General features: G+C 31.4%; 8 protein-coding genes. 7 read left to right on the top strand and 1 reads right to left on the bottom strand.

The genetic code is table 11. The features are described from left to right. The first annotated feature begins 5 nt into the window (after positions 1 to 5). The 4 genes from rsgA (at position 6) to KSU54_RS05480 (ending at position 7,430) form a co-directional block, all read left to right on the top strand. The gene (gene rsgA, locus KSU54_RS05495; protein ID WP_003538448.1) at positions 6 to 881 is read left to right on the top strand and encodes a ribosome small subunit-dependent GTPase A; all 876 of its coding nucleotides are present in this window, start codon (positions 6 to 8) and stop codon (positions 879 to 881) included. Then, the gene (gene rpe, locus KSU54_RS05490; RefSeq protein ID WP_003538443.1) at positions 874 to 1,515 is read left to right on the top strand and encodes a ribulose-phosphate 3-epimerase; all 642 of its coding nucleotides are present in this window, start codon (positions 874 to 876) and stop codon (positions 1,513 to 1,515) included. Before rsgA ends, rpe begins: the two co-directional genes overlap by 8 nt. Continuing rightward, positions 1,512 to 2,102, top strand: coding sequence for a thiamine diphosphokinase (locus KSU54_RS05485; RefSeq protein ID WP_003538441.1), 591 nt, complete (start codon positions 1,512 to 1,514; stop codon positions 2,100 to 2,102). Before rpe ends, KSU54_RS05485 begins: the two co-directional genes overlap by 4 nt. A gap of 171 nt (positions 2,103 to 2,273) precedes the next feature. Then, complete coding sequence (locus tag KSU54_RS05480; protein WP_117792031.1) at positions 2,274 to 7,430, top strand: beta-N-acetylglucosaminidase domain-containing protein; 5,157 nt, start codon at positions 2,274 to 2,276, stop codon at positions 7,428 to 7,430. 130 nt (positions 7,431 to 7,560) lie between these two features. Here KSU54_RS05480 and KSU54_RS05475 read toward each other — a convergent pair whose 3' ends face one another. Then, entirely contained in the window at positions 7,561 to 8,043 is a 483-nt protein-coding gene (locus tag KSU54_RS05475) for a PTS sugar transporter subunit IIA (RefSeq protein ID WP_003538437.1), read from the bottom strand. 461 nt (positions 8,044 to 8,504) lie between these two features. Between KSU54_RS05475 and nagE the strand changes: the two genes are divergently transcribed. The 3 genes from nagE (at position 8,505) to KSU54_RS05460 (ending at position 16,684) form a co-directional block, all read left to right on the top strand. Continuing rightward, a complete protein-coding gene (gene nagE, locus KSU54_RS05470) occupies positions 8,505 to 9,965 on the top strand; it encodes an N-acetylglucosamine-specific PTS transporter subunit IIBC (protein ID WP_008792068.1) in 1,461 nt (486 codons plus the stop codon). A 19-nt stretch (positions 9,966 to 9,984) separates the two neighbouring features. After that, positions 9,985 to 10,815 carry a PRD domain-containing protein gene (locus KSU54_RS05465; protein ID WP_008792067.1) on the top strand — a complete coding sequence of 277 codons (831 nt, stop codon included), beginning with the start codon at positions 9,985 to 9,987 and terminating at the stop codon, positions 10,813 to 10,815. Positions 10,816 to 11,002: 187 nt separating this feature from the next. Continuing rightward, the gene (locus KSU54_RS05460; protein WP_117792032.1) at positions 11,003 to 16,684 is read left to right on the top strand and encodes a beta-N-acetylglucosaminidase domain-containing protein; all 5,682 of its coding nucleotides are present in this window, start codon (positions 11,003 to 11,005) and stop codon (positions 16,682 to 16,684) included. Positions 16,685 to 16,917: the final 233 nt, after the last annotated feature.

Raw genomic sequence — 16,917 nt, 5'->3', positions numbered from 1 at the left:
TAGAGATGTCACAAGGAAGAATTATTAAAGCATTAGCAGGGTTTTATTATGTCGAAGATGATCATCAAATAATTCAATGTCGTGCTAGGGGGAAATTTCGTAAGGATGAGATTAAGCCCCTGGTTGGTGACTTTGTTGAATATGAAGTCGAAGGTGATAATGATGGCTATGTAATGAATGTATTGCCTCGTCATAATTGTTTAGTTCGACCACCTATTTGTAATGTTGATCAAGCTCTGATTGTTAGTTCTTGTAAGGAACCTGATTTTTCATCAATATTATTAGATAAATTTCTTTTAGTAATTGAGCATTTAGGAATTGAACCAATTATTATTATTTCTAAAATGGATTTAGATGAAGATGAAAGCGTTAAACAATATGTTAAAGATTATCGTCAGGCTGGATATCGGGTATATGAAATAAGCTCAAAAGATAATCATGGGCTTGAGGAATTAAAAACAGTCTTTAAAGATAAAGTATCAGTGATTACTGGACAAAGTGGGGTAGGCAAAAGTAGTTTTTTGAATGCCTTAGATATTAATTTAAAATTGGAAACAAATGAGATATCAAAATCTCTTGGGCGAGGAAAACATACAACTCGTCATGTTGAACTGCTCAAGATGTATGGTGGATATCTTGGAGATACACCTGGTTTTTCTTCATTAGAATTGGAAATGACACCGGAAGAACTAGCTGTAGCCTATCATGATTTTGCTCAATTTAGTCATGAATGCAAGTTTAGAGGATGTTTACACGATAGTGAACCTAATTGTGGGGTAAAAAAAGCCGTTGAAGATGGAAAAATATCTAAAGAACGCTATGAGCATTATTTAATGAATTTACAAGATGTAAAAAAGAAAGAGGAACGGAAGTATGGTTAAAGTAGCACCTTCATTATTATCAGCTAATTTTGCTTATTTGAAAGAAGAGATTAACGCAATCAAAGCGGCAGATTGGATTCATTATGATGTAATGGATGGACATTTTGTTCCAAACATATCATTTGGATATAGTATTTTAAAAGATGTTAGTAAAGTAACGGATATGTATCTTGATGTACATTTAATGATTACTGATCCAGCTAAATATGTGGATAATTTTATTAATAGTAATGCGTCATTAATTGTTTTTCATTATGAAGCAGTTGCTGAAGATAAGATTAATGAATTAATCGCTCATATTAAGGAGCATGATGTGGAGGTCGGGCTATCAATTAAGCCGGATACACCAGTAGAAGTACTAAAACCATTTTTGAATGAGTTAGATGTTGTTTTAGTAATGTCAGTTGAGCCCGGTTTTGGTGGGCAAAAATTTAATTCGGCAGCTGTTGATAAAATTGCACAGCTGGCAACACTCAGAAAAGAAAATAATTATCATTATTTAATTGAAGTAGATGGAGGAATCAATGAATCGACTTCCAAGTTATGTAATGATGCTGGAGTTGACGTTTTAGTGGCCGGCAGCTATGTTTTTGGTAGTGATGATTATACGAAAGCAATAGAGTCACTAAAATGAAGATAGGTATTTGTAGTGCACTGGCTTGTAAACTCGATGACAGTTTAAAATATATTGGTGTTGATCATGGTGTTGAAATATTACTTAAACAGGGGATTAAGCCTGTCTTTGCAATTGGTGATTTTGATTCGATTGAAAACGAGAATGTTTTAAGTGAGTTAGATATAGAAAGATTGCCAACTCGTAAAGATGTGACCGATACACATGCAGCTTTAGAATATGCTTTGGAGAATGGTTATGATGAAGTAGATATTTATGGTGTGACGGGCGGTCGCTTAGATCATTTTCTTAGCGTTATGTGTCTTTTGGAAAAATATGCAGATAAAAAAATTAGAATTATTGATCAGCAAAATGTTATTCAATTATTATTGCCGGGAACACATAAGGTGTATCAAGATGAATATAAGTATTTTTCATTATATGCACTAGATGATGCTTATATTGATATTGATGGTGCTGAGTACCCATTGAATCAGTATTTTTTACAACGACAGGATCCATTATGTGTATCCAATCAAGTAAGTTGTGAAATTGCAACTATCACAAATAGTAAACCAATCCTTCTGGTTAAATCAAAAGATGCTTGATAAATCCATTTTTTGTAATCGCTTTCTTGACAGGGGATAATTGTCATGATATACTCGTGAAGTAAATGGATTGTTACTATTAGATTAGGCAAGACCGATGTACAGATTATTTTCTGTATATCGGTCTTTTATTTTTCTAATCCATTTGACTAAATCTTAGGGAGGAAAAAGATGGCAAGATTTTGGGACAAAGCTTTAAAATCTTCATTAGCAATGTTGGTTGTATTTAGTACACTATTTTTTATGTCACCAAATATAAAAGTAGAAGCTAAAGAAACAAATTATGAAATTTATCCAACACCACATGAAATTACTTATCAAGATAAGGATTATGTTATTCGTTCACAAGTTAATGTGGTATATGAAGATGGAATTGATGCTGCTACTAAAAAGAGAATGACTGAAGTATTAGAGTCAAAAAATAAACAAATTAGCACATCTAAGCAGAAAGTAGACGGAAAAACAAATATTTTAGTTGGTACATATAAATCTGGAGGGTATGTTGATGGCTATGTTAAATCCAACTATAGCGTTGAAGAGAGTCTATTTAGTAAATTTGGGGCGCATTTTGTTGCTTCAAATAATGGTGAAATTGTTATTTTAGGAAAAGATACTGATGGGGCATTTTATGGAATTACCTCATTAAAACATATTTTTAATCAAATGGATGGATCAACAATCCGTAACTTTGTAATTAAAGATTATGCTGATACCGATATTCGTGGTTTTATCGAAGGGTACTATGGGATTCCTTGGTCAAATGAAGATAGAATGTCATTAATGAAATTCGGTGGTGATTTCAAAATGACTTCTTATGTATTTGCACCTAAAGATGATCCATATCATAAAAATTTATGGCGTGAATTATATCCTGAAGAGGAACTCGCAGCCATTAAGGAAATGGTTCAAGTAGGAAATGATTCTAAATGTAGATTTGTATGGACAGCCCATCCATTTATGGGTGGTTTCAATGCATCTAAAGTAGATGAAGAAATTGCTTCATTACTTAAAAAGTTTGATCAATTGTACGATGCTGGGGTACGCCAATTTGGTGTTCTTGGTGATGATGTTGGTAGCCTAGACCGTAGTGTTGTAATTAAAATGATGAATAGTGTATCAGCTTGGGCAAAAGAAAAAGGAGATGTTTATGATTCTGTTTTCTGTCCAGCAGGATATAATCATTCATGGCAAGGGGATTATTCTGAATTAAGTGATTATGATGCTGGATTCCCTGAAGATGTGAAAATTTTCTGGACTGGTGAAGCAGTGTGTCAACCAGTTGAACAAAAAACATTAGATCATTTTAAAAGAAACAGATTACCAGAAGGGGCTGACGAAAGAAGAAGTCCACTGTTCTGGTTGAACTGGCCTGTCAATGATATTAACGGGTCACGTTTAATGATGGGGAAAGGAAGTTTATTACACACTGATATTAATATTGATGATTTAAGTGGGGTAGTAACTAATCCAATGCAAGAAGCTGAAGCTTCTAAAGTGGCTATTTTTGCGGTAGCTGATTATGCATGGAATGTTAAAAGCTTTAATGATGATCAAAGTTGGGCTGATTCATTTAAATATATTGATCAAGAGGCAAGTGAGGAATTACATACATTAGCTAAGCATATGTCTAATCCTCAACCTAATGGTCATGGCTTAGTTTTAGCTGAATCTGAAGAATTACAACCATTAATTAATGAGTTTAAAACTAAGTTAGCTAATGGTGATTCAATTATTGAAAGTGGAAAACAATTAATTGCAGAAATGAATGTGATTATTGATGCTTGTGATGGTTTCCATGCAAATAGTAAAAATGAAAACCTGAAAAAAGAATTATTATCTTTTACCGGTTCTTTAAAAGATTTAACGACAGCAATTAAACATTTTACAGAATCAGCAATTGCAATTGAAGAAAATGATATGGTTACAGCTTTTAATCAATTCTCAAATGCATCATCAGAATTAATTAATAGTCAAAATCATATCCGTAAATTATTAAATGGAACAGCTAAAGTTAGTCCTGGATCAACACATTTGATTCCTTTGGCAAAAGCTTTACAAGATAAACTTTCAGGACCAATTAATGACTATATTGCTAGTGGAGAAACAGAACAACCATTAGAAATTAGTGCTTCATCAAGCTTTACTACTTGGCATTCAGGTAAAATAGCTGATATTGTTGATGGTAATAATGATACTGCAGCATGGCATAATGGATATGAAAAAGCTGGTCAATATTTCCAAGTGGATCTAAGTAAACCAACGACTATTTATGGTGTTCATATTTTAAATGGTGCTAATAATAGTGATAAAAAAGAAGATACTTTTGGTTATGCAAAATTACAATATTCTACTGATGGAACAACTTTTAAAGATTTAAATAAAGAAGTATATGGTGAATATGCATCACAAGTAGATGTTACTAATATTGAAATTGAAGATGTTGTTGCCGTACGTTATGTATGTAGCGAAGTTGGTGGCGGAAACAAATGGCCGGCAATGCGTGAATTTACTGTTGTTACACAACCGGCAGAAGAGGAACAATTTACTAAAGAAGTGATCCGTACTACGGATGGATGGAGTATTTATGGTGGTAGTGATGCTAATCTTATTGATGGTGATTTAACTACTAAAGTACATTATAATGTTAGACAAAAAGGGGAACCTGCAAATACAACTATTCCAGGTGATTATGTAGGGGTTAAATTATCTAAACCAATTACTTTAGGTAAGATTAATATTCTTCAAGGTAACACTGATAGCGATGGTGATTATTTTAAAGATGCTGATTTACAATATTCATTAGATGGTAAAACTTGGACAACAGTTGAAACATATAAAAATACAATTAATATTGTGACTGATTTGTCAGATCAAAATATTACTGCTCAATATGTCCGATTGGTTAATAAGGTTAATCAAAACACTTGGATTGCTATGCGTGAATTTGATGTAGCAGCTAAGGTATATCATAATGGTAAAGTATTTACTAATGTTAGTGAATACAAGAGTTTAACTGCTGATTATTTAGATGAAAGTGCTAAAATCACGCCAGCTAAAGGGATTACTTTAGCTAATGGTGATTATGTAGGTTTAAAACTAGATCGAATTCATGAATTAAAAGATATTGTTAGTGAATTAACAAATGATAGTTTGACCATTCAAGTTTCTAAAAATAGTTATGAGTGGCAAAACGTAAATGCTGGTAATGTAAGTGCTGATGCTCGTTATGTTCGTATTATTAATAATAATGAGGCTGAAGTAACTTTTGATCTTAATAAATTTATTGTAAATACAGTTGAGATTAAAGAGAAATCAATTACAAGTAGTAATTTTTCAATCGATAAACCATTGAATGTATTTGATGGTGATCTTACTACGGCTACTGCTTATCAGGGATCACAAAATGTTGGCAAGTATTTCACATATGATTTAGGTCAAGAAATAACTTTAAATTCATTTAAAGCTATATGTACTGATAGCGAATGGGATTATCCACGTCATGGAAAGTTCTCAGTTTCTACTGATGGTGAAACTTGGACAGAAATCATGCTTTTAGGTAATCAAAATGAAAATAACCCAGGTGAAGCTGAAAATACTGATGAAATTGGTTTTGTTTTACCAAGTCATGAAATTTCATATAATGCAAAAAAAGTAGATGGTTTAAATCTGCAAGCTCGTTATTTAAAATTTGAAATTACTAGAACTAAAGTTGGAGCTGATAAATGGGTTAGATTCCAAGAATTAGAAATAAATAATGGGGAATTTATACCTTCACAAAACAATCCAACCTTTACATCTAGTAGTCAAGAAACAAGAGATGGATTATTTAGTTATATGGTTGATGGGGATATTTCAACAATGTTTATTCCTAAAGATGCTAATGGTTATGTGAACTATAGTTTATCATCTAATAACCAAGTAAACACAATTAAAATTATTCAAAATAGTGCTGTAATTTCTAATTCAGTTGTTAAAGCAAGATTATTTACAAATGCAAGTGCAGAACAATGGGTAACTTTAGGAACATTATCACAAGCAATTAATGAATTTGTTTTACCTGAAAATACAATCTTATTAGATATTAAGGTTGAGTGGGGTGATGTGATTCCTAATATTACAGAATTATCAACATATAAATCTGAGGTCACTACACTTAATGTTGATGCGCTTAAAGCTTTAATTGATAACAAGGAAGATTTATCTTCATGGACAGCTGCAGCAGCTGCAACATATGGAGATGCTTATAATGCAGGTAAGCAAGTACTTGAAAGTGAGTATGCTTCACAAACAACTGTTGATAATGCCGTTAGAGCAATTAATAAGGCAATTGAAAATAAAGTATTAAAAGGTGATTTAAGTAAATTGGAAATAATTATCGCTAATGCACATACTGATCAAAATAATTACACTGCGGCTTCATGGTTAGCATATAGTAAAGCTATTGAGGCAATTAATAAGGCAATTGCTAATGGTGATAATACTTCAGTTGCAGATGTTGATAAATTAATTGCTAATTATGATCTAGCAAATACTAATTTAGTATTTAATCCTTCAAATCAAGAAGAAGCAATTATTACAATTGAAGGAGAAAATGATTTTGTAGCTTCGGTTACAAATCCAGAAAAACTTTACACAATCAACTCATGGAAAATGTATCTAGAAGCTAAGGCAAAAGTTGAACAGTTGATTATAGATAATCAAAGCATTCCTGTACACCCTGATGAATTTGCGAAAGCTATTAGTGAATTAGCTGCTGCTAAAGAAAAATTAGTAGTTGTTGGTGATCTAAAAGATATTTTAGATACAGCTAATAAAGTTAATCAAGAATTATATACAACTAGCAGTTACAAAGGATTAGCTGATGCAATTGCTGAAGCAACTGCAAGATTAGAAAATGGAACTGCTGAAGAAATTGATGCTAGTATCAAAGCACTTGATAATGCACTTAAAGCTCTTGTAGTTCGTGCTAAAGCTGATGAAGTAAAAGAATATATTAACAGTATTACATTAGTGGATTTAAGCAAATACACTGACAGTTCTGCTAAAATATATCAAGAGGCATATAATGTTTTAAAAGCTATGCTTGATAACTTAAGTGATATTTCTGCTAAAGAATTTATTGAGGCTAAAAACAATTTTGAAACAGCGGTTGCTAAATTAGAAGAAAAAGCAACAGTAGCCCCAATACCAACACCGACTCCAAACGAACTTCCTGCTAGTGATTCTGCGAAAACAGGTGATGATGTAAATATTTTTGCCTATGTAACAGGATTAGGCGTTGTTGCTATTGTTGGTATATACTGGCTGTTAAGAAAAAAAGAGGAATAATTTAATAGATGTTAAAAAGCGAAATTTAAATTTCGCTTTTTATACTGTAAATAAAAAACGAGCCTAATTTTTGAAATGAGGCCCCTTATTTGGTTATCCAAATAAGGGGCTTCATTTAATTTAGACTCAATCATTTATAAGTAAAAATGGTTTTACCAGTTTCAACAGATGAAGCAGTAGTAAATGTTTTAATAGGGTGAGATTCATAGTTGCAAACAATAATAGGGGTAATAACCTTATTATTTAGGACTTTTAATAAATTATCGCTTAGTGTAACAATATCTGCTCCTAAAGAAACATAGTCACCGGCTTTTACATGATACTGAAAATTATTAGCATCTGGCTTTGCTCTATTGATACCAATATGTACTAGTAAATGAAGACCATTAGGAAGGGTCATAACAAATGCGTGTTTAGTATTAGCAATAACACTAATTATTCCCTCACATGGTGCAACAAGTTTATTATCGGTAATTTCAATTGCAAGACCATCACCGACCATTTTGTTAGCAAATGCTTTGTCGGGGATATTTTCCAGACGAATAACTTTGCCACAGGCAGGAGCACATACTGTATTTTTTTTATTTTTTAATAGTCTAGTAAAAAAATTCATTCATTATCTCCTTTTAAATATAGAAAAAGGCATTAGTGATATCAAAAAATAATCACTAATGCCTAATTTAATAGTAACATCGTTATATTTATAATATCGACTAAATAATTATATGTCAAGAATATCTTTAAATATTCTTATATTATACCAATTATTTTATAAAATGATAATATGTAGTTATGATTTAATGTATATAGCCACAGATATATCTATTGACATGATTTGATAATAAAAGGTATAATTTCTTACATAGTGCGAACTTAGTTCGTTGTATTTTTTTTAACACAAAGTAAGCGCTTTAGTGATACAATAGGTTTGGATATATTATTCTGCACGAAAAATAGTACATTTTCGTTCGGACAAAAAAACACATTAATTTACTAATAATCAATGTGTTTAGAAACATAAATATATTGAATGGAAAGGTACAGTTAAATCCTATATTGATTGGGGGGATGGGAATGATGAAATACATGCAAAGATTGGGAAAATCATTGATGTTGCCTGTATCAGTGATGCCAATTGCTGCATTATTAAAGGGAATTGGTTATTGGATCGACCCAACAGGATGGGGAAGTAATAATGCTATTGCTGCTTTTTTGATTGAATCTGGGGGAGCGATTATTGATAATTTACCAATTTTATTTGCTGTAGGAATTGCTATTGGAATGTCTCAGGAACGAGAGTTAACGGTAGCTCTAAGTGCGGTTGTTTCTTATATGATTGTTTCTAGGCTGCTTTCACCACCGGCTGTAGCATTGATAAAAGGAATTCCCGAAGCAGAAGTTTCTGCTGCTTTTGAAAATTCTGCAAATGCATTTGTTGGAATAATTTCAGGTCTTGTGGTGGCATATAATTATAAAAAGTTTTCGAAAGTAAAGTTACCTGATGCGTTATCTTTTTTTGGTGGAAAGCGTTTTGTCCCAATAATATCGACTGCTTCAATGCTAGTTATTTCTTTATTACTACTAATTGTTTGGCCGTTTTTTTATGAATGTTTTGTATCATTTGGAGAAATGATTTCGAAATTAGGACCAGTTGGAGCTGGATTATATGGATTTTTTAATCGATTATTAATTCCTACTGGATTACATCATGCACTCAATTCTGTCTTTTGGTTTGATGTGGCAGGAATTAATGATATTGGCAAATTTTGGGGAACAGTGTCTGGAGGCATTAAAGGAGTAACTGGTATGTATCAGGCTGGTTTTTTTCCAGTAATGATGTTTGGATTACCAGCAGCTGCAATCGCTATTTACCAAAGTGCTAGACCTGAACGAAAAAAACAAGTTGGAACGATTTTATTGTCTGCTGCTTTTGCTTCATTTGTTACTGGGGTTACAGAACCATTGGAGTTCTCTTTTATGTTTGTTGCACCAGTATTATATTTTATTCATGCTCTATTAACAGGAATAATGCTATTTGTGGCTGCGGTATTTAAATGGCTTGCGGGCTTTGGCTTTTCGGCAGGATTGATTGATTATATTTTGAGTATTAAAGCCCCGTTCTCTAACGATATATTTATGCTGATTCCACTTGGATTGATTTGTGCTTTTATATATTATTGCATTTTTAGATTTATGATAGTTCGTTATAATTTAATGACACCTGGTCGGGAGACTGATGAAGATATAATTGAAATTGAGGAAGAGGAATACAATATTACATTAGAAAATCAAGACTATGATGAGATTGCAATTGTTTTGATAGAAGCTTTGGGGGGGCGAAATAATGTGCAGTTTGCAGATAGCTGTATTACACGATTACGTGTGGAATTAGGTAATCCTGATTTAGTTGATGAACAAGCTATATTAGCTACTGGAGCAACAGGAATTATAAAAATTGGAAAAAATAATTTACAAATTATCATAGGCACCGAAGTACAATTTATTGTCGATGCCATGAATGACATATTAATGTAAATGGATGGAGGCAATAACATTGAAGATACTCAAGGTTTTTAATAATAATAGTGTTGCAGCAATATCAGATGAGTTAGGTGATATAATTTTAACTGGTTCGGGGATCGGTTTTCAAAAGAGAATTGGTGATGAAGTTGACGAAAGCAGGATTGAAAAGACATATTTTTTTAAAGATGATCAGCAGAAACGATTTGAGCAATCGATTGAAACAGTACCTGCTATATATTTTGAAATAACTAATAAAATTGTTAATCAAGCTAATAAGGAATTAGATACAGATTTTAGTGGTGAAATATTTTTAGCGATAAGTGATCATATTTCATTTGCAGTAAAAAGAAAAAAGGAAGAGATTTATCTTCCTAATGTTGTTTTGAGTGAAACAAAAGTATTATATAAAAAAGAATATAAAGTTGGTTTATGGGCACTTGATTATATAGAAGAAAAAACGGGGATACGGTTAGATGACGACGAAGCAGGTTATATTGCTTTACATTTAGTAAACTTTTCACTCGATAATAAGGCAAATAATGCAACGAAAATTGTTACTTTGACAAAAGAAGTACTAAATGTGATTAAATTATCAATGAAAGTTGACTTAGAGGAGGATTCTCTAGGTTATGCGCGAATTTCAACTCATTTAAAGTATTTAGCGGAAAGAATTTTTAGGGATGAAATTGATGAATTGCAAGATACTACAGCGGATATCCGGGAAATGTTGAAAGAAGATTTACGATTGTCTCTGTGTATTAATCGGATTGTTAAATTAATTCGTGATCGTTATGATTATGAATTATCACCAGACGAGCAAACTTATTTATGTATACATATAAAAAAGAACGCAAAATTATAATGGAAGCGCTTGACGTTTAGTAAATATTTTGCTAATATTTACTTGTAAATACGGATTGTTACTCTAAGCAGGCAAGACCAAATATGTATTATGTTTTTTAGCATAATTATATTTGGTCTTTATTTTTGTTTAAAATCTGTATTGATTTATTTATATAATGTATAACTAATATTGATAATTTTTGAGAATGGGACTCGATATTAACTATACGGGAAAGGAAAAGGAGATAATGAGAAAAATTAAAAAAAATACTCATAAACTGATGTCTATGTTTTTGGCAGTACTAATGGTTTTCGGTTGTTTTAGTGCATGGCCAACACAAGTTAGTGCTGCTGAGTCAGATTATGAAATTTATCCTAAACCACATTTGATGGAATATCAAAGTGGTGATTACGTTATTCATCAAAATATTAATATTGTATATGAAGATGGTATTGATGAATATACTAAAGCTAGAATGAATGAGGTATTGGCAATCAAGAAGATAAATGCTACTATCTCAAATGAAATTAAAGAAGATCAAACTAATATCTTAGTAGGTATTAAAGGATCAGATGGATACGTTGATAAACATGTATCTAAAAATTACACATTAAAAACAAGTGGATTATATGATAAATTAGATTCATATTTATTAGCCTCAGATAATGGGACAATTACTGTATTAGGTAAAGATACTGATGCTGCATTTTATGGAATCACTAGTTTATATCATATCTTTAACCAGATGGATAGTTATTCAATCCGTAACTTTGTAATGGAAGATTACGCTGATGTAGCTAGTCGAGGATTCATTGAAGGATATTATGGAAACCCTTGGTCAACAGAAGATCGCTCTGAATTGATGAAATGGGGAGGATATTATAAATTAAATTCATATTTTTATGCTCCAAAAGATGACCCTAAACATAATTCTAAATGGCGTGAATTATACAGTGATGAAGAAATTGAAACAAAAATAAAACCGTTAGCACAAGCTGGTAATGAATCAAAATGTCGTTTTGTTTTTGCATTGCATCCGTATATGAATAATGCAATTAGATATAACAGTGAAGAAAATTATCAAGCTGATTTAAAAGTAATGCAGGCTAAATTTGCTCAAGTAATTGAAGCAGGTGTTCGTCAAATTGCAATTCTTGCTGATGATGCTGGAAATGTTGGTGGAGATAACTACATTAAAACTTTGAAAGATATGACTGCATGGATCAAGGAAATGCAAAAAACATATCCAGATTTAAAATTAACATTACCATTTTGTACTCAAGAATATATGGGTAATGGCCAAGGTTACTATACGAATTTCCCAGAAAACGTTCAAATTGTTATGACTGGTGGACGTGTTTGGGGTGAAGTTTCAAATAATTTTACAACAACTTTTACTAATAATGTAGGTCGTGGACCATATATGTGGATCAATTGGCCTTGTACTGATAATTCTAAAAAGCACTTGATTATGGGTGGATATAGTACATTCTTACATCCGGGGGTTGATCCAAATAAGATCCAAGGTATTGTTCTAAATCCAATGCAACAATCTGAACCAAGTAAAGTGGCAATTTTTGGAAATGCATGTTATTCATGGAATATTTGGGAAACTAGTGAAGAAGCAGATGAAATTTGGGAAGATTCATTTAAATATGTTGATCATAATAGCGCAGAAGTAACAGCTGCTTCGGATGCCTTAAAAGAACTATCAAAACATATGATAAATCAAAATATGGATAGTCGTGTAACGCCATTACAAGAGTCAGTAGAATTAAAAGATCGTTTGAATCAATTTAAAACTGCTTTAAATAGTGGTAATACAATCAGTGATGATTTATTTACCGATTTAATTAACGAGTTCACAAAATTACAAACAGCTGCAAAAACTTATCGTAATGAAGCAGGTGACACTCGTATAAAAGATCAAATAATTTATTGGTTAGATTGCTGGGATGATACTACTGAGGCAGCGATTGCTTTAATTAATGGTGTCAAAGCAGTGCAAGATGGTGCTGAAAATGACCAAATTTGGGACTTGTATGCTCAAGGTCAAGCTGCTTTTGAAAGATCAAAAACACATAATTTCCATTATGTTGATCATGATGAATATGCGGAAGTAGGGGTACAACATATTGTACCGTTTATAAAAACAATGGAACAATACTTATCTGATGTTGCATCATCAATTATTGATCCATCAAAACAGGTAACAAAATTTATTACAAATCGTGATGATACACCTACTGGAGCTATTTCAAATGTTTTTGATAATAAAGCCAATACGGAAATTGTTTATAAAAATCCAAATTCTATAAATGAAGGTACATATGTTGGTGTTAGTTACACAAAAGCTATTGATGTAGATAAAGTGATATTTAGATTAGGTACAAATAGTAATTCTAAAGATACTTTTGCAAAATCTAAAGTGCAATTTACTAATGATGGCAAAGAATGGAAAGATTTGGATGGAACTATTTATAATCTACCAAATGAAGTTGTTTTAGAAGATTTAGAATTACAAAATGTAAAAGGAATTAGAATGATTGCCACAGAAGCGAAATCTAATACTTGGTTAGGAATTCGTGATATTGTTGTAAATCCAACAGATGAACCTATTGTAGATAATGATATGGGAACATTATCTATAGATAAATTGTCATTACAAGGCGGTACTCTTGCAAAAGTAACAGATGGAGATAACTCTACATTTGCTCACTTTGCTGAAGATCCGTATAAAGGTGGCACAATTAAAGATTATATACCTATTGATGCCTCATTGATTTTAACATTCAAAAATCCTAAAAAATTAGGAACAATTAATTTTGTTCAAGATAGTAAAACTGATAAAATTACAAAATATGCGCTTGAATATACAATTGATGGTAAAAATTGGCAAGAAATTGCAAAATATGATGGTCAAGCAGCAGTTAATGAGGATGTTTCAGCATTAAACTTAACGGTTAAAGCAGTTAGAATTAGAAATTTAGAATTAAATTTACAAAATGATAGTGCTGGTTTTTGGTGGAAAGTTTATGATTTTAGTGTAAGCAATCCTGCAGCTATAGAAAAGACATTTATGTATACTGATACATGGGAAGTCTACAAAGGAACAGAGTCAAATCTAACGGATGGAGATAACACTACAGCTTTAGATTTTAATACTAAGCCTGGTGATACTAGCCGCGTTGGTGATTTTATTGGTTGGGATTTTGGAAAAACAATTCAGATAGGAAAAGTTCATGCTGTTATTGGTGGAGATCGTAATGCGGGTGACAAGTGGCTTAAATACAGTTTACAATACTCTGCTGATGGTCAAGATTGGACAACATATAAATCATATGAAGGTGTTACTAACGGCAAAGATGTTATTGATGAGAATTTACGTGGAGTAGAGGCAAGATATGTTCGTTTAGTAAATAATGAACAGAAAAATTCTTGGGTAATTTTCTCAGAATTTGATGTTGCTCAATTTGATCCTATTAAAGATTATGATGATACAAATGTATACACAAATACAGAATATAGATTGATAACAGAAAGTAAAGAAGATTTAACTAAATTGATGTATGATGAGGTAATCACATTAACTCAAGGTCAATATATTGGTGTTGATTTATTAAGAATTAAAGATATTAGTGAAATTGTTGTTGATATGAATAAAGATAATTTGACTATAGAAACATCTAAAAATGCACTTGAGTGGACTACTGTAAAAACTAAAACTAGTGAATTACCTGATGCTCGTTATGTAAGAATAATTAATAATACTGATTCTGCCATTACTTTTAATCTTAATAGATTTGAAGTACATTCAAATGAATTATACGCTCCTTCATTATATGAAACAACAATGGGAATTAATAGTTCATGGGGAGTAGCAGAAGATAGTCGTAATAATGGTGCGGCTTTTGATGGTAATATTGATACAACAACAGAATTTGCAGATCTGCCACAAAAAGGACAATACATTATTTATGATTTAGGACAAGAAAGAAATATTTCTAAAATTCAAATGTTCTGCCAAGATTCTGCAGTAAATTATATTCGGGATGCTGATATTCTTATTTCTAATGATTTAGAAAATTGGACAAAGGTTATAACAATTGGTGATGGAGTAGAAAATAAAAATGATGCCTCTGTTACTTGTATAAATTCTGATGCAGGTTATAAAGCATCAAGTACTTATCCTAATAAGGTATTGGTTGAAGGGACTGCTGATAATGTTAAGGCTCGTTATTTAAAAATTTTAATGACAGCAACAAATAATAATCGTGCAGTTTTATTCAATGAAATTGTAATTAATGATGGTGAGTATGTTCCGGTATCAAATGATCCTACTTTTGAATCAAATGCAGTGGAAGTACAAGGATTTGTACCACAAAATATGTTTGACGGTGATTTAACTACAGCATATAAACCAAATACTACTGATGCAGGGTATATTACATATACACTTTCTGATAATTTAGATGTTAAGAAAATAAATATCGTTCAAAAAGGGACAGTAAGTAATGCTAAGGTAATGGCTTTAGTAATGGTTGGTGAAGAAAAACAGTGGGTACAAGTAGGTACTTTAAGCAAATCACTAAATGAGATATATTTACCATTTGATATGACTTATGAATTGAAGATTGTATGGGAAGCAAATAATATCCCAACAATTTCTGAAATTGTAAGATTAAATGATGATGAATTTTTACCAGAATTAGAAGCATTACAAAAATATGTTAACTCATTAAATGTTGATGAAAATAATTATACTGCGTCTTCTTATGGTAAGTATGTTAGCAAATTGAATCAGGCAAATGAAGTTTTATCAACTGCTTCAGGAGATAAGAAATTAATAATCAAAGCATATAGTGAATTACAAATTGCTTATACTAATTTAGTTACTCGTGGTAATGTCCAATTAATTAAAGATGAATTAAATAAAATTGGTGCATTAGTTGCTGATGATTATACTGATTCAACATGGGAGGCATTACAAGATAAAGTTAATGAGGCTAATACTTTATTAGCTAAAGGTGAAGAAGAATTGAACGTTAAAGAAGTTGCTGATATGGTCAACATATTACAAGTAGCTAAATCAAACTTAATTACAAAAGTTTCAGTGAGTAAAGAAGTATTACAAAATTATATAGATACAAATGAGTTGGATAATTTAGATACTAGTAAATATCTAACATCTACTGCAACACCATTTGTAGATGCATTAAAGGTGGCACATGACCTAATTGCTAGTGATGATGCGACAGTTAAACAATTGGAAGATGCTTTAACAGCATTACAAGAAACACGTGCGGCATTGGTTTTAAAAGCAACTGCTGATGAAATTAATGCTATAAATGGATTAATTGATAGTTATAAAGAAAATAATTATACTGCTTCTACATGGAAAGAATTTGTTAAAGTACTAACAGAAGTTAAAGATGCTTTAAATGATGAAAACAGCAGTGAAGATATAGCTGAATTAACAAAAACTTTGAAAGCTGCTGCTGAAAAACTTGTAGAACGAGGAGATTTAACAGATCTTAATATTTTATTAGAAACTGCTGAAGCACTTGATGCTAATAGATATACTGAAGAATCTTATAATAAATTATTGGATATTATTAAAACTATCAAAGTAGAGTTAAAAGATAGTTCAGAAATGCTACAAACTGATGTGGATAAACTACAGGCTAAGTTGCAAGCAGCAATTGATGCATTAGAAATAAAACCATCAGTTACCCCTAATGAAGATGGTATAATTAATGGAAACACTGCATCAGATACAACAACTAGTTCAAAAACTGGTGACGATGTAGTTATTGGATCATTCTTAGTATTAGGAATGTTAAGTATTGCTGGATTATGGCTATACCGTAAAAAAGAAAATTGTTAATAGCGATATATTTCTCTCTCTCTTTTAGAAGAAGGCTGAATAAAAATTCAGCTTTTTTTCTATTTAGGTGAGTATATATATTGACAAAAAATTAAAATATGATATATTAATATCAGTAATCATTACTGTTAATTATAGGTGATGATGAAATAAATAATATAAAAAGGAGATAATTATAATGGCTAAATTTGTATGTTCTGTATGTGGATATGTTTATGAAGGAGATGCAGCTC

The organism is Erysipelatoclostridium sp. MSK.23.31, from assembly GCF_019125875.1.
GTDB lineage: Bacteria > Bacillota_I > Bacilli_A > Erysipelotrichales > Coprobacillaceae > Thomasclavelia > Thomasclavelia ramosa.
Note: the sequence above shows the minus strand (reverse complement) of the source record. Positions and strands in the feature narration are given on the sequence as shown.

What these genes read in the sequence shown, in the direction of transcription:
- KSU54_RS05460 (WP_117792032.1), top strand. Translation starts at nt 11,003, where the DNA reads ATGGGACTCGATATTAACTATACGGGAAAGGAAAAGGAGATAATGAGA.
- nagE (WP_008792068.1), top strand. Translation starts at nt 8,505, where the DNA reads ATGATGAAATACATGCAAAGATTGGGAAAATCATTGATGTTGCCTGTA.
- KSU54_RS05485 (WP_003538441.1), top strand. Translation starts at nt 1,512, where the DNA reads ATGAAGATAGGTATTTGTAGTGCACTGGCTTGTAAACTCGATGACAGT.
- rsgA (WP_003538448.1), top strand. Translation starts at nt 6, where the DNA reads ATGTCACAAGGAAGAATTATTAAAGCATTAGCAGGGTTTTATTATGTC.
- KSU54_RS05475 (WP_003538437.1), bottom strand. Translation starts at nt 8,043, where the DNA reads ATGAATTTTTTTACTAGACTATTAAAAAATAAAAAAAATACAGTATGT.
- KSU54_RS05480 (WP_117792031.1), top strand. Translation starts at nt 2,274, where the DNA reads ATGGCAAGATTTTGGGACAAAGCTTTAAAATCTTCATTAGCAATGTTG.
- rpe (WP_003538443.1), top strand. Translation starts at nt 874, where the DNA reads ATGGTTAAAGTAGCACCTTCATTATTATCAGCTAATTTTGCTTATTTG.